This window comes from Streptomyces sp. NPDC059743 (assembly GCF_042732975.1).
In the GTDB taxonomy this organism is placed as follows: domain Bacteria; phylum Actinomycetota; class Actinomycetes; order Streptomycetales; family Streptomycetaceae; genus Streptomyces.
Genome location: NZ_JBHWGS010000010.1, coordinates 37,164 through 55,425, shown reverse-complemented (window position 1 = coordinate 55,425; position 18,262 = coordinate 37,164). Strand labels below are relative to the sequence as shown.

Genomic DNA, 18,262 nt, shown 5'->3' with positions numbered 1-18,262 from the left:
TATTCGAGCCTAACCAGTAGGGTCCCGGGCTACGCACGAGGCCGCCGCGCGGTGCGGCTACAGTCGGGCCCATGACCAAGTGGGAGTACGCGACCGTGCCTCTTCTCGTGCACGCGACCAAGCAGATTCTGGACACCTGGGGCGAGGACGGCTGGGAGCTCGTCCAGGTCGTTCCCGGGCCGAACAACCCCGAGCAGCTCGTGGCTTATCTGAAGCGGGAGAAGACCGCATGAGCGGAGCCGTCGAGGCCGCCCTCGCCGAGCTGGGGCTGAAGCTGCCCGAGGTCGTACCGCCGCTGGCCGCCTATCAGCCGGCGGTCAGGACGGGTGCGTACGTCTACACCTCGGGCCAGCTCCCGATGGTGGAGGGCGAGCTTCCGGTCACCGGCAAGGTGGGCGCCGAGGTCACCGCGGAAGAGGCCAAGGAGCTCGCCCGTATCTGCGCGCTCAACGCGCTGGCCGCCGTGAAGTCGGTCACCGGCGATCTGGACCGTATCGCCCGTGTGGTCAAGGTCGTGGGCTTTGTCGCCTCGGCCGCGGACTTCACCGGACAGCCGGCCGTCCTGAACGGTGCGAGCGAGCTGCTCGGGCAGGTCCTCGGCGACCGGGGCGTGCACGCGCGCAGCGCCGTCGGCGTGGCGGTGCTGCCGTTGGATTCACCGGTCGAGGTCGAGATCCAGGTCGAGCTGACCGAGGACTGAGGCGTAGGCATAGACGTACGAGGGCAGGGCAGGGCGGCGGGGCCGGGCGTGGCAGGGCGGGGCAGGGTGGGACAGCCTGTCGCCTGGCCTGTGTGGCCGGACCACATGCTCCTCACGAGGGCCTCTCGAACATCACCGCTTCAGCGCATAGCATCCGGCCATGCCCAATGGTCAGTGGTACCCGCCCGAATGGCCCGTGCGGATCCGTGCCCTCGCCGCCGGTGAGATCACCGCGGCGACTCCCCGGCGGGCCGCGACGGTGATGCTCCTGCGCGACGGTCCGGGCGGTTCGGCGGCCACTCCGGGCGGTCCAGGTGGTCCGGCCGCTTCGGGCAGCTCTGACCGTACGGCGGGTTCCGACCGTACGACCGGTTCCGGCGGCCCGGGTCCCTTCGTACACATGCTGCGGCGCCGCGCCTCCATGGCCTTCGCCGCCGGTGCGTACGTGTATCCGGGCGGCGGAGTCGATCCACGCGACAACGACCGGCTCATCGGCTGGGCCGGTCCCGGCCGCGATGTATGGGCACGCCGGCTCGGCGTCGACGCCGCCTCCGCACAGGCCATCGTGTGCGCGGCGGTACGGGAGACCTACGAGGAGGCCGGAGTCCTGCTCGCGGGCGAGTCCGCGGAGAGCGTCGTGAGCGACACCACGGGCGACGACTGGGAGGCCGACCGCGCCGCCCTGGTCGAGCGCGGGCTGTCCTTCGCGGACTTCCTGGACCGCCGCGGACTGGTGCTGCGCAGCGATCTGCTCGGCGCGTGGACCCGCTGGATCACGCCGGAGTTCGAACCGCGCCGCTACGACACCTGGTTCTTCGTGGCCGCGCTGCCGACCGGTCAGCGTACGAGGAACGCCTCCACGGAGGCCGACCGTACGGTGTGGATCCGCCCGGCCGAGGCGACGGCCGCGTACGACAAGGGCGAGCTGCTGATGATGCCGCCGACCGTCTCGACGCTGCGTCAGCTCCAGTCGTACCGTACGGCCGCCGAGGCGCTCGCCGGTGCCGAAGGCCGCGATATGACGCCCGTACTGGCCACGGCCCGGCTGGAGGACGGAGAGCTGGTGCTGAGCTGGCCGGGACACGACGAGTTCACCAAGCGAGTCGACCCGACCGGAGGTCCCCGATGACCGACGCCGCCGCTCTTCCTGGACAGCCGCGTGGCGGAGTGTTCTCCGGCCCGGCCACCGCGCGCGCCATCAATGTCCTCGCCCCGAACCCGTCCGCCATGACTCTGGACGGCACCAACACCTGGATCGTCTCCGAACCGGACTCCGAGTCGGCGGTCGTCATCGATCCGGGCCCGCTGGACGAGGCACATCTCCGAGCGGTCGTCGCCGTCGCCGAGAAGGCCGGCAAGCGGATCGCGCTGACCCTGCTCACCCATGGCCATCCGGACCACGCGGACGGCGCGGCGCGCTTCGCCGCGCTGACACGTACCCATGTACGGGCCCTGGATCCGGCGCTGCGGCTGGGCGACGAGGGACTGGGGGCCGGTGACGTCATCACCACCGGCGGTCTTGAGCTACGGGTCGTGCCCACGCCCGGCCACACCGCCGACTCGCTCTCCTTCCATCTGCCCGCCGACCGCGCGGTGCTGACCGGAGACACGGTCCTCGGCCGCGGTACGACGCTGGTCGCCCATCCGGACGGCAGGCTCGGCGACTATCTCGACTCCCTGCGCCGGCTGCGCTCGCTCACGGTCGACGACGGCGTCCATACGGTGCTGCCGGGCCACGGTCCCGTACTGGACGACGCCCAGGGCGCGGTCGAGTTCTATCTCGCCCACCGGGCCAGCCGGCTCGCCCAGATCGAGACGGCCGTCGAGAACGGCTACCGCACGCCGTCCGAAGTGGTCGCCCATGTCTACGCGGCTGTCGACCGGTCCCTCTGGCCGGCGGCCGAACTCTCCGTAAGGGCACAACTGGAGTATTTGCGCGAGCACGGGCTCATCTAGGTCCTGCCCGACGGTCTCCAGCCCCGCCCCGACATGCCGAGGGGCTCTTGACATGCCGAAGGGCCCCTCCAGGACGGAAGAGCCCTTCTTTCGAGCCGGTCAGCCGGTCAGCCCGTAGCGCCGGTCAGCGCGAGCGCTTCGCGAGGCGCTCCACGTCCAGCAGGATCACCGCGCGCGCCTCCAGCCGCAGCCAGCCGCGCTGCGCGAAGTCGGCCAGCGCCTTGTTGACGGTCTCACGGGATGCGCCGACGAGCTGTGCCAGCTCCTCCTGCGTCAGGTCGTGCACGACATGGATGCCTTCCTCGGACTGCACACCGAAGCGGCGCGACAGATCGAGGAGTGCACGGGCCACCCGGCCGGGAACGTCGGAGAAGACCAGGTCGGACATCTGGTCATTGGTCTTGCGCAGCCTGCGGGCGACGGCGCGCAGCAGGGCCGTGGCCACCTCCGGGCGGGCGTTCAGCCAGGGCTGGAGATCGCCGTGGCCCAGACCGAGGAGCTTGACCTCGGTGAGCGCGGTCGCGGTGGCGGTGCGCGGGCCCGGATCGAAGAGGGACAGCTCGCCGATCAGCTCACCGGGGCCGAGCACGGCCAGCATGTTCTCGCGGCCGTCGGGGGAGGTGCGGTGGAGCTTGACCTTGCCTTCGGTGACCACGTACAGCCGGTCGCCGGGGTCGCCCTCGTGGAAGAGCGCGTCACCGCGCGCGAGCGTCGCTTCACTCATCGAGGCGCGCAGCTCTGCCGCCTGCTCGTCGTCGAGCGCCGCGAAGAGCGGGGCACGCCGCAGAACGTCGTCCACGTGTTCTCTCCTTGTCGACCTGCTCAGGGAACCGTGGTCCCCACCTGCGCGGGGACCGTCGTCCCCATGATGCCGTACGTGCCGCTTCTTCTCGGGTGGCTTGGCATCCCTGGACCGTTCGGCCCTCCACCGGATTCCGCTTGTCCGAAACCATGCGATCGGTCACAAGTTTGACGCACGAACGTCCGGACATGTGCCCGTGAGGCCGATTCGAGTGGCGATCGGCCATGGCCGGGGCGGATGTCGGTGTGGGGCTTTACGCTGGCCGGGTGTCGAATCCGCCGATGACAGCGCAGGCCAAGGGGGCTGAAAGAGTGTCCGCGGAGCCCAATTCCGCTGTGGGCGAACAGCCCTCGGCTAAACCGATGAAAGCCACAAAAGCGACAAAAGCCAAGCCGGAGTCGAGACTGGCGATGATCCGCCGGGCCCGGCGGATCAACCGTGAGCTGGCCGAGGTCTATCCGTACGCCCATCCCGAGCTGGACTTCCGGAACCCGTTCGAGCTGCTGGTCGCGACGGTCCTGTCCGCGCAGACCACCGATCTCCGGGTCAACCAGACCACGCCCGCGGTCTTCGCGAAGTATCCGACGCCCGAGGACATGGCCGCGGCCGTGCCGGAGGAGCTGGAGGAGATCATCCGGCCGACCGGCTTCTTCCGGGCGAAGACGAAGTCGCTCATAGGGCTCTCCACGGCCCTGCGCGACCGTTTCGACGGCGAGGTGCCCGGCCGGCTCGACGATCTCGTCTCCCTGCCCGGTGTGGGACGCAAGACGGCGAACGTGGTGCTGGGCAACGCCTTCGGGGTTCCCGGCCTCACCGTCGACACGCACTTCGGCCGGCTCGTCCGGCGCTGGAAGTGGACCGAGCAGGAGGATCCGGAGAAGGTCGAGGCCGAGATCGCGGCGATCTTCCCGAAGAGCGAGTGGACGATGCTCTCGCACCGGGTGATCTTCCACGGCCGCCGTATCTGCCACTCCCGCAAGCCGGCCTGCGGCGCCTGTCCGATCGCGCATCTCTGCCCTTCGTACGGAGAGGGCGAGACGGATCCGGAGAAGGCGCGGAAGCTGCTCAAGTACGAGATGGGCGGCTATCCGGGCCAGCGGCTGAACCCGCCGCCCGACTACCCGGGCAAGGCGGCGGCGCCGATGGGCGCCGTATGAGCGACGCCTTACGGGATACGTCGCTGAGGACGCGGGCGCTGGTGCGGGACGGTCCGGTCGGTCGTACGACACGGTCCGGTCCGGTCGTACGACAAGGCCGGGGCGGGACGGTCCGGGCCGGGCGGTCCGGACCGCTCGTACGGGCGGAACGATCCGACGGGCGGCAGGCGTTGAGGGACAGGGGAGCGACAGGGGTGCGTATGACACGAACCGACAGGACGTACGGCGATCCGACGACGACGGAGGTCGCCGTCACCACCGACGGGCTGCCCGACTGGCTCGCGCCCGTCGAGCGCGCCGCGCAGACCGTGGCGCCGGAGCAGCTCAGCCGCTTTCTGCCGCCGGCGAGCGGCGACGGACGGCAGTCCGCCGTGCTCGTCCTCTTCGGCGACGGCCCTCGGGGCCCCGAGCTGCTGCTGATGGAGCGGGCCGGCGGCCTGCGCTCGCATCCGGGCCAGCCCTCGTTCCCGGGCGGCTCTCTCGATCCCGAGGACGGCGATCCTGCGACCACGGGACCGCTCAGGGCGGCACTGCGCGAGGCCGAGGAGGAGACCGGTCTCGATCCTTCGGGCGTCCAGCTCTTCGGCGTGCTGCCGAGGCTCTACATCCCGGTGAGCGGCTTCGTGGTGACGCCGGTGCTCGGCTGGTGGCGCAGCCCCACGCCGGTCGGCGTGGTCGATCCCGCCGAGACGGCCCGTGTCTTCACCGTGCCCGTGGCGGAACTCACGGATCCGGCCAACCGCGCGATCACCCGTCATCCCAGAGGCCATCACAGCCCGGCCTTTCTGGTGGGATCTGCCCTGGTCTGGGGTTTCACGGCCGGAGTGATCGACCGGATTCTGCATTTCGCGGGCTGGGAGCGTCCGTGGGACCGGTCGAAGGAGGTCCCGCTCGACTGGCGCGCATGACAGGCTGACCCTCATGCTGTGCCCTTCCGGGGGCGGTAACCCTTCCGGGGCTCTGTGGCCGTGGCGATGTCCGCCACCGGCCGCCGGGCCCTTGTGCTGCCGGGCCACCGGCCGGGCGGGGCGACCGAGACGTATCTGCGAGGCTAGCGAGGCTATTGACGGTGAACGTGCTGGACATCCTGCTGCTGCTCGCCGCCGTATGGTTCGCGATCGTCGGATACCGCCAAGGGTTCGTCGTCGGCATCCTGTCGGTGATCGGCTTTCTCGGCGGTGGTCTCGTCGCGGTCTATCTGCTCCCCGTGGTCTGGGCCAGGCTCACGGCGGACTCCGAGGTCTCCACCACGGCCGCCGTCGTCGCGGTCGTCATAGTGATCGTCTGTGCCTCCGTCGGCCAGGCCTTCACCACGCACCTCGGCAACAAGCTGCGCCGTCACATCACGTGGTCGCCCGCTCGCGCCCTGGACGCCACCGGCGGCGCGCTGGTCAATGTCGTGGCCATGCTGCTGGTCGCCTGGCTGATCGGTTCGGCCCTCGCCGGGACGTCGCTGCCGACGCTCGGCAAGGAGGTCCGCAGCTCCAAGGTGCTGCTCGGCGTCTCCAGGGTGGTGCCCACACAGGCGTCGGCATGGTTCACGGACTTCTCCTCCGTACTGGCGCAGAACGGCTTCCCGCAGGTCTTCAGCCCGTTCGACAACGAGCCCATCACCGAGGTCCGGCCGCCGGATCCGGCGCTCGCCGGCAGCCCGGTCGCGGCCCGTGCCCAGAACTCGATAGTCAAGGTCGTCGGTACGGCGCCGAGCTGCGGCAAGGTCCTCGAAGGCTCCGGCTTTGTCTTCGCCGACCGCCGGGTCATGACCAACGCGCATGTCGTGGGCGGCGTCGAGGAGCCCACGGTCCAGATAGGCGGTCAGGGACGGCTGTACGACGCCAAGGTCGTCCTCTACGACTGGCAGCGCGACATCGCCGTACTGGACGTGCCGAACCTTCCGGCGACGCCGCTTCAGTTCACCGACGCGGACGCGGTGACCGGCGACGGCGCGATCGTCGCGGGCTTCCCGGAGAACGGCGCGTACGACGTGCGCTCGGCGCGGGTTCGCGGTCGTATCAACGCCAACGGGCCGGACATCTACCGCCGCGGCGAGGTGCAGCGTGATGTCTACTCGCTGTTCGCGACCGTACGGCAGGGCAACTCCGGAGGCCCGCTCCTCACGCCGGAGGGCAAGGTGTACGGAGTCATCTTCGCCAGGTCGCTCGACGACCCGCAGACCGGCTACGCCCTGACGGCCGATGAGATCCGCGACGACATCACGCTCGGCAGGACCGCCAACCAGCAGGTCGACACCGATCAGTGCGCGCTGTAGGCGGCACGGCCTCGGCTACGGTCGCCGCTCGGCCGCCCTGGGCCCGTTCAGAGCCCAGGGCCCAGGCCCATGGCCTAGCTGCGTTGATGGCGGAGCCGGGCCGAGACCCAGCGCGCTCTGCGGCGGAGAATCAGGGAAATTCCGAGGCGCGCATCATGCCCCTGACCTTCCTGGCCGCCCCCTTTGCGGGTGATCGGCCCAGCGGCCGAGCGGCGGTTGCGTGCTGTGTCACCGTAGTCGTGCGTCCAGCCCATACCCCGACGTCTGCCCGTGCCCCATGGTCGGTAACCGTACGGGAGAGGGCCAATTGGCCTATGCGCGAGGCAATTGGCTGTTCGTAGGACAAGCGTTCAGAGGGTGACCATATCGGCGCAGCGAATCAGTCGTCCGGGTTACATTCTCGGCTCCGCCGCTTCGGGATTGCGGTCGGCGATCAGGCCAGTGGTGGGGCCAACGGTCCGGCTGGCGGTCCGGTCAGCGATCCGGCTCGGGGTCCTTGAGCCAGTTGATGAGCTCCGCGGAGAACGCCGCCGGATCCTCTTCCTGAGGGAAGTGCCCGAGCCCATCGAACAGCCGCCATCTGTAGGGCGCTTCCACATACTCGGCCGATCCCGCCGTACTTCGCGTCCTCATCGCCGGATCGAGCGACCCGTGCAACTGGAGCGTGGGCACCCGCACCGGGCGCTTCATCCGCCGGTTGAACTGGATGCCGTCGGGCCGTGCCATCGACCGCACCATCCAGCGGTACGGCTCGATCGAGCAGTGCGCCGTCGAGGGAATGGTCATCGCACGCCGGTAGACGTCGATGGCCTTCTCGTCGGGGAGCGCGGGCCCGGACCAGTCCCGGATCAACTGTCCCACCAGCGCCGCGTCGTCCGCGACGAGCTGACGCTCCGGCAGCCACGGTCGCTGGAAGCCCCAGATGTAGGAGCCGGCCCGGCTCTGTGCGAAGTCGGCGAGCATCGCCGAGCGCCAGCGGCGCGGATGTGGCATCGAGGAGACCGCGAGTCTGCGGACCAGCTTGGGCCGCATCACGGCCGCGGTCCAGGCGAGATAGCCGCCCAAGTCGTGCCCGACGAGCGCGGCGTCGGGCTCACCGAGGGAGCGCACCACACCGGTGATGTCGAGGGCCAGATTGGCCGGGTCGTAGCCCCGGGGTGTACGGTCGCTGCCGCCCACGCCCCGCAGATCCATGGCCACCGCGCGGTAGCCGGCGTCCGCGAGCGCCGTGAGCTGATGCCGCCAGGTCCACCAGAACTGCGGAAAGCCATGCAGCAGCAACACCAGCGGGCCCTCGCCCAGCTCGGCGATATGGAAGCGGGCACCATTGGCCGCTACATCCCTGTGGGTCCAGGGACCAGTAAGACGGACGGCAGAGGTCGGCGTCGAACCGGAAGCTGGCGTCGAACCAGAGGCCGACATCGAACCGGAGGCGCCAAATGCGCCTGAAGCACGCGAAGCACCAGAAGTCGCGGGCGAGCCGTCGGCCTTGCCCGGGTCGGAATCAGCGGCGGTCATGCAGATGAGCGTGCCACAGACTTGACACGCTTCCCCACCTTGCGCGGGTGAGGCTTGACATTCTGGAGCACTGCGGCCGTCTCCTTGGCCGAGGCGATGGTCTTCTCCGGCGGCTTGACCTTCTTGAACTTCAGCAGCGCGAGCACGGCGGCCAGTGCGGCGAGCACCAGATACGCTCCGCCGACGATCAGGAACGACCAGGCGAGACCGAGCCCCAGATTGTGGATCCCGTACGCGGCGGCGAAGCTCAGCACCGGCAGCGAGAACAGGGCGAAGACGCCCGCGACGGTGATGGCCGCACCGCCCATCGCACCACGCCTCACATCCTGTCGGAGCTCGGCCTTGGCCAGGGCGATCTCGTCATGTACCAGCGCGGACATCTCGGCGGTCGCCGAGGCGACGAGTTGACCGATACTGCGGTCGGTACTGACGGGCTGGACCACTGTGCCGGTCCGGACAGCGTCGGCGACTTGCGTGCCGGGGTCGCTCATCGGTGACTCCCTCTTCTCGCTTCTCTGCAACGGACTTCTGTGCTGCGGGCTCTCCGCTACGGATCCGATGTCCGATCATGCCGGACTGTCGCCGTTATCGCGCGCCGCCCCCGCGTGTTCAGCCAGCCGACGGTGCTCCGCGGCCTTCGCCTCGTACAGCGCGGCCATCCGCAGGTGGTATGCCGGATCATCCTGTTCGTAGATGTCGGGGATGCCGTCCAGATCCTCGTCGCGCTCCTCGTCCTCGTACAGCGCACGGTAGGTCCGTACCCGTAGCTTGAGCAGAATGCCGGATATGACGGCGGCGATCAGCGAGCCCATCAGTACGGCCGCCTTCACCTCGTCGGTGAGCGCCGGGTCGGACGAGAAGGCCAGCTCGCCGATGAGCAGCGAGACCGTGAAGCCGATCCCGGCGAGCGAGGCGAGGGCGAGGACATCGGGCCAGGCCAGATCGTCGTTGAGTTCGGCTCTGGTGAAGCGTACGGCCAGCCATGTACCGCCGAAGATACCGACCGCCTTGCCGACCACCAGCCCGAGGACGACACCGAGGGTCTCCGGCCGGGCGAAGACCTGACCGAGCGCGCCGCCGGAGACCGGGATGCCCGCGGAGAAGAGAGCGAACAGCGGCACGGCCAGACCGGCCGAGAGCGGGCGCACCCGGTGCTCGATGTGCTCGCCGGGGGAGTGCTCCTCGCCTTCCTTTCTCCGGCAGCGCAGCATCAGTCCCATCGCGACACCGGCGATGGTGGCGTGCACGCCGCTGTTGTACATCAGCCCCCAGATGACCAGGGCCAGCGGGACATAGACGTACCAGCCGCGCACCTCCTTCCTCAGCAGCAGCCAGAAGACGACGAGGGCGGCGACGGCGCCGCCGAACGCCACGAAGTTCAGATCGCTGGTGAAGAAGACGGCGATGATCAGGATCGCGAACAGATCGTCGACGACGGCGAGAGTGAGAAGGAAGGCGCGCAGCGCGGAGGGCAGCGAGGTGCCGATGACCGCGAGAACGGCGAGCGCGAACGCGATATCGGTGGCCACCGGTACCGCCCAGCCGTCCAGTGATCCGCCGCCGACCACATTGACCAGCACATAGACCAGCGCCGGTACGGCCATGCCGGACAGTGCCGCGATCACGGGGAGCGCGGCGGCCTTGGGATCGCGCAGTTCTCCCGCGACCAGCTCACGCTTGAGTTCGATGCCGGCGACAAAGAAGAAGACGGCGAGCAGGCCGTCGGCGGCCCAGTGCTGTACGGAGAGGTCGAGGCCGAGCGCGCCGGGGCCGAATCGGAAGTCGCTCACGGATTCGTAGCTGTCGCTCAGTGGGGTGTTCGCCCAGATCAGGGCGACGACCGCGGCGACGAGCAGCAGGACGCCACCGACGGTCTCGGTGCGCAGCGCGTCCGCGAGATAGTTCCGCTCGGGCAGTGACAGACGTCCGAGGAACTTACGGGTGGTGGCCGTGGGCGCTGGCACGGGTGAAGACCTCCGGGTCGGTTCGGCGGACATGACGAATCACGTGCCGACCAGACTTCCCGGCGCACCCAGAATCTTGTTTTGTTGTTGACGCGAGACTTACCTTACCCGGGCGCACGGGGGACGTATCAGGTGATCTTCACTTTAGGCGCGGACCGGCACAAGCACCGGGTGGGGCGCCCTGCACGCGATGTGCTGGGCGCCCCGCCCGGGGTGTCTTCGTGGGTTTCCGCCCGATGGTGACCTGCCCCGGTGGTGCTCAGTCCTCGCTGGCCGCGCTGGGCAACTGGCTCTGAATGAGATCCATGACGGAGGAGTCGGTGAGGGTGGTGACATCACCGAGAGCGCGGTTCTCGGCGATGTCGCGCAGCAGCCGTCGCATGATCTTGCCGGAGCGGGTCTTGGGAAGCTCCGCGACAGGCAGGATCCGCTTGGGCTTGGCGATCGGGCCGAGCGTGGTGGAGACGTGATTGCGCAGCTCGGCGACGAGCCCGTCATCGACGGTGGCGCTGCCACGCAGAATGACAAAGGCGACGATCGCCTGGCCGGTGGTCTCGTCGGCGGCGCCGACGACAGCGGCCTCGGCGACCTTGGGATGCGAGACGAGCGCGGACTCGACCTCGGTGGTGGAGATGTTGTGCCCCGAGACCAGCATGACGTCATCGACACGGCCGAGCAGCCAGATGTCGCCGTCGTCGTCCTTCTTGGCACCGTCACCGGCGAAGTACTTGCCTTCGAAGCGCGACCAGTAGGTGTCGATGAACCGCTGGTCGTCGCCCCAGATCGTACGGAGCATGGAGGGCCACGGCGCGGTCAGGACGAGATAGCCGCCGCCTCCGTCGGGCACCTCGTTGGCCTCGTCGTCCACGACCGTGGCGGAGATGCCGGGCAGGGCGCGCTGGGCGGAGCCGGGCTTGGTCTCGGTGACACCTGGGAGCGGGGAGATCATCATGGCGCCGGTCTCGGTCTGCCACCAGGTGTCCACGATCGGGGTCTTGCCCGCGCCGATGTTCTCCCGGTACCAGATCCAGGCCTCGGGATTGATCGGTTCGCCGACCGAGCCCAGTACGCGCAGGGAGGTCAGATCGAACTTGGCGGGGATGTCGTCGCCCCACTTCATGAACGTACGGATCGCCGTCGGCGCCGTGTAGAGGATCGTCACTCCGTACTTCTGGATGATCTCCCAGAAGCGGCCCTGGTGCGGGGTGTCGGGAGTGCCTTCGTACATGACCTGGGTGGCGCCGTTGGCGAGCGGACCGTAGACGATGTACGAGTGGCCCGTCACCCAGCCGATGTCGGCGGTGCACCAGTACACGTCCGACTCGGGCTTGAGGTCGAAGACCGCGTGGTGAGTGTAGGCAGCCTGGGTCAGATAGCCGCCCGAGGTGTGCAGGATGCCCTTCGGCTTCCCTGTCGTGCCCGAGGTGTAGAGGATGAACAGCGGGTGCTCCGCGCCGAACGCCTCCGGGGCATGCTCCGTGGACTGGCGGCCGACAATGTCGTGCCACCACACATCACGGCTGTCGTCGAAGGCCGTGTCCTGGCCCGTGCGCCGTACCACCAGCACATGCTCGACCTGCGGACACTTGGTGACGGCCTCGTCGATGGCGGGCTTGAGCGCGCTCGGCTTGCCCCGGCGGTAACCGCCGTCGGCGGTGATGACCAGCTTGGCGTCGGCGTCCTGGATACGGGAGGCGACGGCCTCGGCGGAGAAGCCGCCGAAGACCACCGAGTGCGCCGCGCCGATCCGCGCGCAGGCCAGCATCGCGACCGCGGCCTCGGGGATCATTGGCAGATAGACCGCGACGCGGTCGCCCTTGCGCACACCCAGCTCGGTGAGCGCGTTGGCGGCGCGGGACACCTCGTCCTTCAGCTCCGCGTAGGTGATCGCGCGGCTGTCGCCCGGCTCGCCCTCGAAGTGGATTGCGACGCGGTCACCGTGGCCGGCCTCCACATGGCGGTCGACGCAGTTGTAGGCGACATTCAGCTCGCCGTCCGCGAACCACTTCGCGAACGGCGGATTCGACCAGTCGAGCGTCTCGGTCGGCTCGGTGACCCAGGTCAGCCGCCTCGCCTGCTCGGCCCAGAAGCCAAGCCTGTCCGCCTCGGCCCGCTCGTACGCCTCCGCCGTCACATTGGCGTGCGCGGCCAGCTCGACCGGCGGCGCGAACCGCCGCTCCTCCTTGAGCAGATTGGAGAGGGAAGAGTTCTCGCTCATACTCCCGTCTCCTCCCTGAGCAGATTGGCCAGGCTTTCGTTGCTCACGACATCTCCCTTTCCCAGGGCGTCCTATGTGTCCCGGGCCTAGCTCATCAGGCGGATGCCCGGGTGACAAGGGTGTTCCGGAAATTGGTTTAGACCTATGTGTTCAGGCCCGTGCGGCGCCGGCCCTTGCACGGTCTCCCGTACGACGGTGGGTGGCCCTCCTCCCCGGGGCGGGTGGTGGGGAAGAGGGGCCACACACTCTCACGGATGCGGCGGGGGAAGGGTTCAGGCGCGCGACTCCTCCAGCGCGGTCGGTGCCACCGGGTTGAAGACCTTTTCGCCGACTCCGCCGCTCCCGGCGCCGTTCGCCAGCAGATAGGCCTGGGCCTCGCCGACATGGAAGTACATCCCGTGCAGCTCCAGTGTGCCGTCGGCCAGTCTGCGGGCCACCGATTCATGGGCCCGCAGATGCTCCAACTGCTGGACGACATTGGTGAGACAGAGCTGCTCGACCGCATCCGCCGGCAGCCGCCCGGAGATCCTGGCCCAGGAGTGGCGGCGGCTCTTCATCCGCTCCAGGCTGGGCAGACCATGGCGCAGCCAGCGCCGCAGCGGTGTCGCGGGCTCGTCGTCGGTGTCCTTGGGCGCGTCGTCCAGCAGGGCCTGCATCGCCCCACAGCCCGAATGCCCGCAGATGGTGATGGACTCCACCCGCAGCACATCGACCGCGTACTCGATCGCGGCGGCCACCGACTCGTCCCCGCCGTCCGTCCCGGGCAGCGGCACGAGATTGCCCACGTTCCGTACGGTGAAGAGGTCGCCGGGACCACTTGATGTGATCATGCTGGTGACCAGCCGGGAGTCGGCGCAGGTGAGGAAGAGCTGGGAGGGCTGCTGGCCCTCGCGCGCCAGCCGCGCCAGCTCTTCGCGTACCAGCGGAGCCGTGTTCCGCTGGAACGAGCTGAGCCCGCTGGCCAGTTGAAGGATGCTGGACGTACGCCCGCTTCCTCCGGGATCTCCCCGTCCGGAGTCCGTACACGCCTCAGGCGCCTCGCCCGCCTGCCGAGCGCCGCTGGAGCCCGTACCACCGGACGGCAGCCCGCTCAAAAGCACCATGCCGGGCGCCGCACCGGCGGATCCGCAGACGGCCGAGTGCTCCATACCCGTGGCTCCCGCTCCGGACGCCTCCGCTCCGGAGAGACCGCCGCCCGTATGTACCGGGACGGTCTGCTCCATGGCTGCCCGCCCCGCGACGGCGTGCCCTGCGGCGGCGCATTCCGCGGCGGCCCGACCTCCGTCGGGATGCCGGCCGCAGTGATGATTGCGCCAGGGCGTCCAAGGGCGGCAGCAGGCATGGAACTCACTCGGGGACTCCGCGATCCGGGCGCCCGCCCGGCCGGTGAACTCGGCCGTGCCGCCCCGGGCGATATGCGCGGCCCGCCAGTCGTACAGGGCCTCATGAGCCGCGTGGTCCATGAAGGACCCGTCCAGCTCGACGACACAGTCGGCACCCTGCGGTACCTGATGCAGCATCCGGCTGAGTCTCGGCACGGCGAGGAACGTCAACTGGCCGCGCGCGTGCACACGGTGGACACCGCTCCGCTCCTCCGTGGTGATCCGCGTCCTGGTCAGCCGGTGCAGCGACACCGCTACCGCCACGGCGATTCCGATGACAACGCCTTCCAGCACGCCGGTGAACACGACGGCGGTCAGCGTGGCCACATATCCCAGCAGCTCGCGATTCCGACTCACGCTGCGCATATGCGTGAGATTGACCATCTGGATCCCGACGAACATCACCAGCGCGGCCAGCGCCGCCAGCGGGATCAGATCCAGCACGGGCACCAGCAGCAGGGCCGCGACCGCGATCCACAGACCGTGCAGCATGGCCGAGTTCCTGCTGACACCGCCTGCGGCCACATTGGCGGCACTGCGTACGGCGACGCCCGTGATGGGCAGTCCGCCGAGCGCGCCGGAGACGACATTCCCGGCGCCCTGTCCGGCCAGCTCCCGGTCGAGCCGCGCCCGGGGAATCTGGACGGCCGGCTCCTTGCGGGCGGCCACCAGCTTGTCCACGGCGACCGCGGAGAGCAGTGATTCGACGCTTGCGACCAGGGTGACCGTGAGGACGGCGGCGAGCAGCCCGAGCGCCGGCCCGTGAGGGAGCTCGGGCAGGGCATGGCTTCTCCAGGAGGGCAGATCGACACGCGCCAGGCTGATTCCGGCGAGGGCGGCCAGGGTGGTCGCGACGGCCACCGCCGCGAGCGCGGCCGGGAGCTTCCGTACGGCCCGGCCCACGCGTCCCGGAATCCGCGGCCATACGAGCAGGACCGCGATGGTCAGAACGCTTACGGAGAGCGCGCCCGGATGGAGATTGGCCAACTGGGCGGGCAGCCCCAGCACATTGTCGACGGCGGAACTCTGCGGCGAACCGCCGAGCACGATATGGAGCTGGGCCAGGGCGATCGTGACACCGATGCCCGCGAGCATGCCGTGCACGATCGCCGGGCTGACGGCGAGCGCCGACCGGGCCACCCGCAGCGCCGCGAGGACGAGTTGGGCGAGCCCGGCGCAGATGGTGATGGCGCAGGTGGTGCGCCAGCCGTACTGCTGGATCAGATCGGCCGTGACGACGGTGAGCCCGGCCGCGGGACCGCTGACCTGGAGCGGTGCCCCGCCCAGCCGCCCGACGACCAGACCGCCGACCGCCGCGGCCACCAGCCCGGCCTGGAGCGGCGCGCCCGTGGCGAGCGCGATGCCCAGGGAGAGCGGCAGTGCGATCAGAAAGACGGAGATCGAGGCGGAGAAGTCCGCTCCGGCGATCCGGAAGCCGCGCCGGTCCGGAGGTGGGTCGTGCGGCCTCCGGAAACGTGCGATGCGAGGGAAGCGGACCGTGGGCTGGGCGCGGCTCGTCTGAGAGCTCTGGGCGGTACGAGGGATGACACAGGTGGACATATTTCCCGTCTCCTCCGGGGCGGCGCGGACGCGGCCATGGGGCTCGGCCGAGAGACACGGCGTGCGGCAGCGGAATGCTCAGCTCAACTCTCGGTAAACGAATCGTAATGGAGAGTAAAGATTGTGGCAGGACTTTCCGGGCAAAAGGAGCAAACGTTCACCTGTCCCGGTGATTAGTGATCTTTTACGGCTTGTCGTTTCTTCACCTCTTCGGCCTTGATGCGACGGTGTCCGCGCTCGGCGCCGTGCCGGCAGTCGCCGCTCGGCACTTCGGTACTGAACCTGAAGGAAGAGGGTGGGCGAATGCTGGCCGCCACAAGGAGAACCGCCTTCGGTGCCGCCGTCACGGCGCTTGTCGTCGGCGCTGCCGGATGCTCCGGATCGGGCGGGGACGAGGCCCGTACGGGTGCGCCCGCAGCCAAGAAGGGGCCCGCCGCCGCCCCGAAGGCCGTTGTCAAGCTCATCGGTGACGGCTCGACCGCGTTCACCGGCGCCCAGCCGAATCTGGCCAAGCCCGAGCGGCTCAAGCCGGGGGAGAAGCCCCCGCAGTTCGTGGTGTTCTCGTGGGACGGCGCAGGCGAGGACAGCCAGCAGCTCTTCTCCCACTTCCGCGAGCTGAGCAAGAAGTACAAGATGACCATGACGTACTTCCTGAGCGGCGTTTATCTGCTGCCCGAGGAGAAGGCGGAGAAGTACCGGCCGCCCCAGCACTCGCCGGGCAGCTCGGACATCGGTTTCAACGACACCAAGGGAATCAAGGCCACCCTGCGGGAGCTGCGCGCCGCCTGGCAGGAGGGCAATGAGATCGGCACCCACTTCAACGGCCACTTCTGCGGCGACGACGGCGGCGTCGGCACCTGGTCCGTCGACGAGTGGAAGAGCGAGATCGACCAGGCCAAGTCCTTTGTGAAGAACTGGAAGACCAACGCGGGGCTGAAGAGCGAGGCGCCCTTGCCGTTCGACTACGACAAGGAGATGGTCGGCGGGCGCACGCCCTGCCTGGAAGGGCAGAAGAACATGATGAAGGCGGCCCGGACGATGGGCTTCCGCTACGACTCCAGCGGGATCAGTAACCAGGTCTGGCCCAAGAAGACCGAGGGCATGTGGGACGTCCCTCTTCAGCTCGTCCCTGTGCCTGGGCGTGACTTCGAGACCCTCTCGATGGACTACAACTTCATGTACAACCAGTCGGGAACGGTCAACGGCGATCCTTCGCAGCACACGTTCTGGGGCAACCAGATGCGTGACGGCCTGCTCCAGGCCTTCGACCGCGCCTACAAGGGCAACCGCGCCCCGCTGATCATCGGCAACCACTTCGAGTCCTGGAACGGCGGCACCTACATGCGTGCCATCGAGGAGACGATCAAGAAGGTCTGTGTGCAGAAGGACGTACGGTGTGTGTCCTTCCGTCAGCTCGCCGACTGGCTGGACGTGCAGGATCCGGCGCACCTGGCCAAGCTGCGCGGTCTCCGTGTCGGCCAGGCGCCCAAGGGCGGCTGGGAGAAGTTCCTGCCCACGCTGGCGGCGGGCCCGAAGGGCTCCGCGAGCCCGTCCTCCCAGCCCTCGTCAGAGCCGTCCGCCCACTCCGGCAAGCACTGACCGGGTAGACGAGCCTTCGACTCTTCGGGCCCCGGCCCCGGCCGACCGCATGGGCCGGGACCGGGGCCTGGAGGTCTTACGACGAGGGGATGACGGGTGCGGTGCCGTGGCCCTGCGACGGGTGTTGCGTCCTACGACGGCTGACGTACGGCCAGGCTCTCGCTGAGGACGAAGGCGGGGTCGACCTGAGCCGCCAGGTCGACGCCCGTCTTCGCGTTGCCCCAGCTCTTCGCGTTCTTGAGATGGAAGTGGACCATCTGCTGTGTGTACCGCTCCCAGTCGCGACGCTCGTACGAATCCTCCGCCGCGTCCTGGAGCGTCTGGAGCGCACAGCGGTTGTCCGCCTCCAGCAGATCGAACGGGCGCGGCCGGCCCTTCTCCATCGCCCGGACCCAGTCCGAGTGGCCCACCGTGATGAGCAGGTCGTCGCCCACCTCCGTCCGGAGGAAGTCCAGATCGTCCTCGCCCTGGATCTTGTTGCCGACGACCGCCAGCGAGACGCCGAAGTCCCGTGCGTACTCCTTGTACTGGCGGTAGACGGACACACCCTTACGTGTCGGCTCGGCCACCAGGAACGTCAAGTCGAACCGGGTGAACATCCCGGAGGCGAAGGAGTCCGAGCCGGCCGTCATGTCGACGACCACATACTCCTCGGGTCCGTCGATGAGATGGTTGAGGCACAGCTCCACCGCGCCGACCTTGGAGTGGTAGCAGGCCACGCCGAGATCGGACTCGGCGAACGGGCCGGTGGCCATCAGCCGGATCTCGCCGCCGTCGAGCGCGAGCGGCCGGGCGCAGGCCTCGTACACCGCGTTGTTCTCGCCGACCCGGAGGAGCCGCGATCCCTCGCCGGGCGGAGTGGTCTTGATCATCGCGTCGGTGGAGGCGATCCGTGGATTGCTGCCGCGCAGATAGTCCTTGATCAGCGGAAGGTGCGCCCCCATCGCGGGCAGCGCGGCGGCCTCCGCCTCGTCGAGGCCGAGCGCGACCCCGAGATGCTGGTTGATATCGGCGTCCACCGCGATGACGGGGGCCTCGTTGGCGGTCAGATGGCGGATGAAGAGCGAGGACAGCGTGGTCTTGCCGCTGCCGCCCTTGCCCACGAAAGCGATCTTCATGTTCACGTAGGGTAGCCGT

General features: G+C 69.0%; 16 protein-coding genes. 8 read left to right on the top strand and 8 right to left on the bottom strand.

The annotated features are described in order from the left end of the window. Positions 1–71: 71 nt before the first annotated feature. The 4 genes from ACFV6H_RS18885 to ACFV6H_RS18870 all read left to right on the top strand — a co-directional run bounded on the left by ACFV6H_RS18885 (position 72) and on the right by ACFV6H_RS18870 (position 2,656). Positions 72–233: a DUF4177 domain-containing protein gene (locus tag ACFV6H_RS18885; protein WP_093601778.1), complete on the top strand. Its 162-nt coding sequence runs from the start codon at positions 72–74 to the stop codon at positions 231–233. Further along, a complete protein-coding gene (locus ACFV6H_RS18880; RefSeq protein WP_385543216.1) occupies positions 230–700 on the top strand; it encodes a RidA family protein in 471 nt (156 codons plus the stop codon). The genes ACFV6H_RS18885 and ACFV6H_RS18880 overlap by 4 nt, the downstream gene beginning before the upstream one ends. Positions 701–860: 160 nt before the next feature. Further along, positions 861–1,829, top strand: a complete 969-nt coding sequence (locus ACFV6H_RS18875) for an NUDIX hydrolase (protein WP_385543213.1) — start codon at positions 861–863, stop codon at positions 1,827–1,829. Then, positions 1,826–2,656, top strand: coding sequence for an MBL fold metallo-hydrolase (locus ACFV6H_RS18870; RefSeq protein WP_385543210.1), 831 nt, complete (start codon positions 1,826–1,828; stop codon positions 2,654–2,656). Before ACFV6H_RS18875 ends, ACFV6H_RS18870 begins: the two co-directional genes overlap by 4 nt. A 124-nt stretch (positions 2,657–2,780) precedes the next feature. On the opposite strand, the gene ACFV6H_RS18865 is transcribed toward ACFV6H_RS18870, so the two are convergent. Beyond that, a complete protein-coding gene (locus ACFV6H_RS18865; protein ID WP_015034542.1) occupies positions 2,781–3,455 on the bottom strand; it encodes a Crp/Fnr family transcriptional regulator in 675 nt (224 codons plus the stop codon). 365 nt (positions 3,456–3,820) lie between these two features. On the opposite strand from ACFV6H_RS18865, the gene nth reads away from it, so the two are divergent. From nth to ACFV6H_RS18850, 3 genes are all read left to right on the top strand, one after another. Further along, positions 3,821–4,615 (top strand): endonuclease III, encoded by a 795-nt coding sequence (gene nth / locus ACFV6H_RS18860; RefSeq protein WP_385543207.1) that lies wholly within the window; start codon positions 3,821–3,823, stop codon positions 4,613–4,615. A gap of 200 nt (positions 4,616–4,815) precedes the next feature. After that, positions 4,816–5,523, top strand: a complete 708-nt coding sequence (locus ACFV6H_RS18855) for an NUDIX hydrolase (protein WP_384783567.1) — start codon at positions 4,816–4,818, stop codon at positions 5,521–5,523. Between the two features lie 161 nt (positions 5,524–5,684). Further along, the gene (locus tag ACFV6H_RS18850; protein WP_093601768.1) at positions 5,685–6,884 is read left to right on the top strand and encodes a MarP family serine protease; all 1,200 of its coding nucleotides are present in this window, start codon (positions 5,685–5,687) and stop codon (positions 6,882–6,884) included. A 74-nt stretch (positions 6,885–6,958) separates the two neighbouring features. On the opposite strand, the gene ACFV6H_RS18845 is transcribed toward ACFV6H_RS18850, so the two are convergent. The 6 genes from ACFV6H_RS18845 to ACFV6H_RS18820 all read right to left on the bottom strand — a co-directional run bounded on the left by ACFV6H_RS18845 (position 6,959) and on the right by ACFV6H_RS18820 (position 15,526). Next, positions 6,959–7,138, bottom strand: coding sequence for a hypothetical protein (locus tag ACFV6H_RS18845; protein WP_079125521.1), 180 nt, complete (start codon positions 7,136–7,138; stop codon positions 6,959–6,961). Positions 7,139–7,358: 220 nt separating this feature from the next. Next, positions 7,359–8,306: an alpha/beta fold hydrolase gene (locus tag ACFV6H_RS18840; RefSeq protein WP_385543783.1), complete on the bottom strand. Its 948-nt coding sequence runs from the start codon at positions 8,304–8,306 to the stop codon at positions 7,359–7,361. Between the two features lie 92 nt (positions 8,307–8,398). Then, entirely contained in the window at positions 8,399–8,893 is a 495-nt protein-coding gene (locus ACFV6H_RS18835) for a phage holin family protein (protein WP_093601217.1), read from the bottom strand. 75 nt (positions 8,894–8,968) lie between these two features. Continuing rightward, positions 8,969–10,366 (bottom strand): Na+/H+ antiporter NhaA, encoded by a 1,398-nt coding sequence (nhaA, locus tag ACFV6H_RS18830; protein ID WP_385543203.1) that lies wholly within the window; start codon positions 10,364–10,366, stop codon positions 8,969–8,971. A 259-nt stretch (positions 10,367–10,625) separates the two neighbouring features. Then, on the bottom strand, positions 10,626–12,584 hold the full coding sequence (gene acs / locus ACFV6H_RS18825; RefSeq protein WP_385543200.1) for an acetate--CoA ligase: 1,959 nt from the start codon (positions 12,582–12,584) through the stop codon (positions 10,626–10,628). A 272-nt stretch (positions 12,585–12,856) separates the two neighbouring features. Beyond that, positions 12,857–15,526, bottom strand: coding sequence for a bifunctional SulP family inorganic anion transporter/carbonic anhydrase (locus ACFV6H_RS18820; RefSeq protein WP_385543197.1), 2,670 nt, complete (start codon positions 15,524–15,526; stop codon positions 12,857–12,859). Between the two features lie 303 nt (positions 15,527–15,829). Here ACFV6H_RS18820 and ACFV6H_RS18815 point away from each other — a divergent pair, with 303 nt between their 5' ends. Next, a complete protein-coding gene (locus tag ACFV6H_RS18815) occupies positions 15,830–17,125 on the top strand; it encodes a hypothetical protein (RefSeq protein ID WP_384983882.1) in 1,296 nt (431 codons plus the stop codon). A 131-nt stretch (positions 17,126–17,256) separates the two neighbouring features. Here the strand turns inward: ACFV6H_RS18815 and ACFV6H_RS18810 are convergent, their stop codons facing one another. Beyond that, positions 17,257–18,243, bottom strand: a complete 987-nt coding sequence (locus tag ACFV6H_RS18810) for an ATP-binding protein (RefSeq protein ID WP_385543193.1) — start codon at positions 18,241–18,243, stop codon at positions 17,257–17,259. Positions 18,244–18,262 lie beyond the last annotated feature (19 nt).

What these genes read in the sequence shown, in the direction of transcription:
- ACFV6H_RS18885 (WP_093601778.1), top strand. Translation starts at nt 72, where the DNA reads ATGACCAAGTGGGAGTACGCGACCGTGCCTCTTCTCGTGCACGCGACC.
- ACFV6H_RS18880 (WP_385543216.1), top strand. Translation starts at nt 230, where the DNA reads ATGAGCGGAGCCGTCGAGGCCGCCCTCGCCGAGCTGGGGCTGAAGCTG.
- ACFV6H_RS18875 (WP_385543213.1), top strand. Translation starts at nt 861, where the DNA reads ATGCCCAATGGTCAGTGGTACCCGCCCGAATGGCCCGTGCGGATCCGT.
- ACFV6H_RS18870 (WP_385543210.1), top strand. Translation starts at nt 1,826, where the DNA reads ATGACCGACGCCGCCGCTCTTCCTGGACAGCCGCGTGGCGGAGTGTTC.
- nth (WP_385543207.1), top strand. Translation starts at nt 3,821, where the DNA reads ATGAAAGCCACAAAAGCGACAAAAGCCAAGCCGGAGTCGAGACTGGCG.
- ACFV6H_RS18855 (WP_384783567.1), top strand. Translation starts at nt 4,816, where the DNA reads ATGACACGAACCGACAGGACGTACGGCGATCCGACGACGACGGAGGTC.
- ACFV6H_RS18845 (WP_079125521.1), bottom strand. Translation starts at nt 7,138, where the DNA reads ATGGGCTGGACGCACGACTACGGTGACACAGCACGCAACCGCCGCTCG.
- ACFV6H_RS18840 (WP_385543783.1), bottom strand. Translation starts at nt 8,306, where the DNA reads ATGTCGGCCTCTGGTTCGACGCCAGCTTCCGGTTCGACGCCGACCTCT.
- ACFV6H_RS18835 (WP_093601217.1), bottom strand. Translation starts at nt 8,893, where the DNA reads ATGAGCGACCCCGGCACGCAAGTCGCCGACGCTGTCCGGACCGGCACA.
- acs (WP_385543200.1), bottom strand. Translation starts at nt 12,584, where the DNA reads ATGAGCGAGAACTCTTCCCTCTCCAATCTGCTCAAGGAGGAGCGGCGG.
- ACFV6H_RS18820 (WP_385543197.1), bottom strand. Translation starts at nt 15,526, where the DNA reads ATGTCCACCTGTGTCATCCCTCGTACCGCCCAGAGCTCTCAGACGAGC.
- ACFV6H_RS18815 (WP_384983882.1), top strand. Translation starts at nt 15,830, where the DNA reads ATGCTGGCCGCCACAAGGAGAACCGCCTTCGGTGCCGCCGTCACGGCG.
- ACFV6H_RS18810 (WP_385543193.1), bottom strand. Translation starts at nt 18,243, where the DNA reads ATGAAGATCGCTTTCGTGGGCAAGGGCGGCAGCGGCAAGACCACGCTG.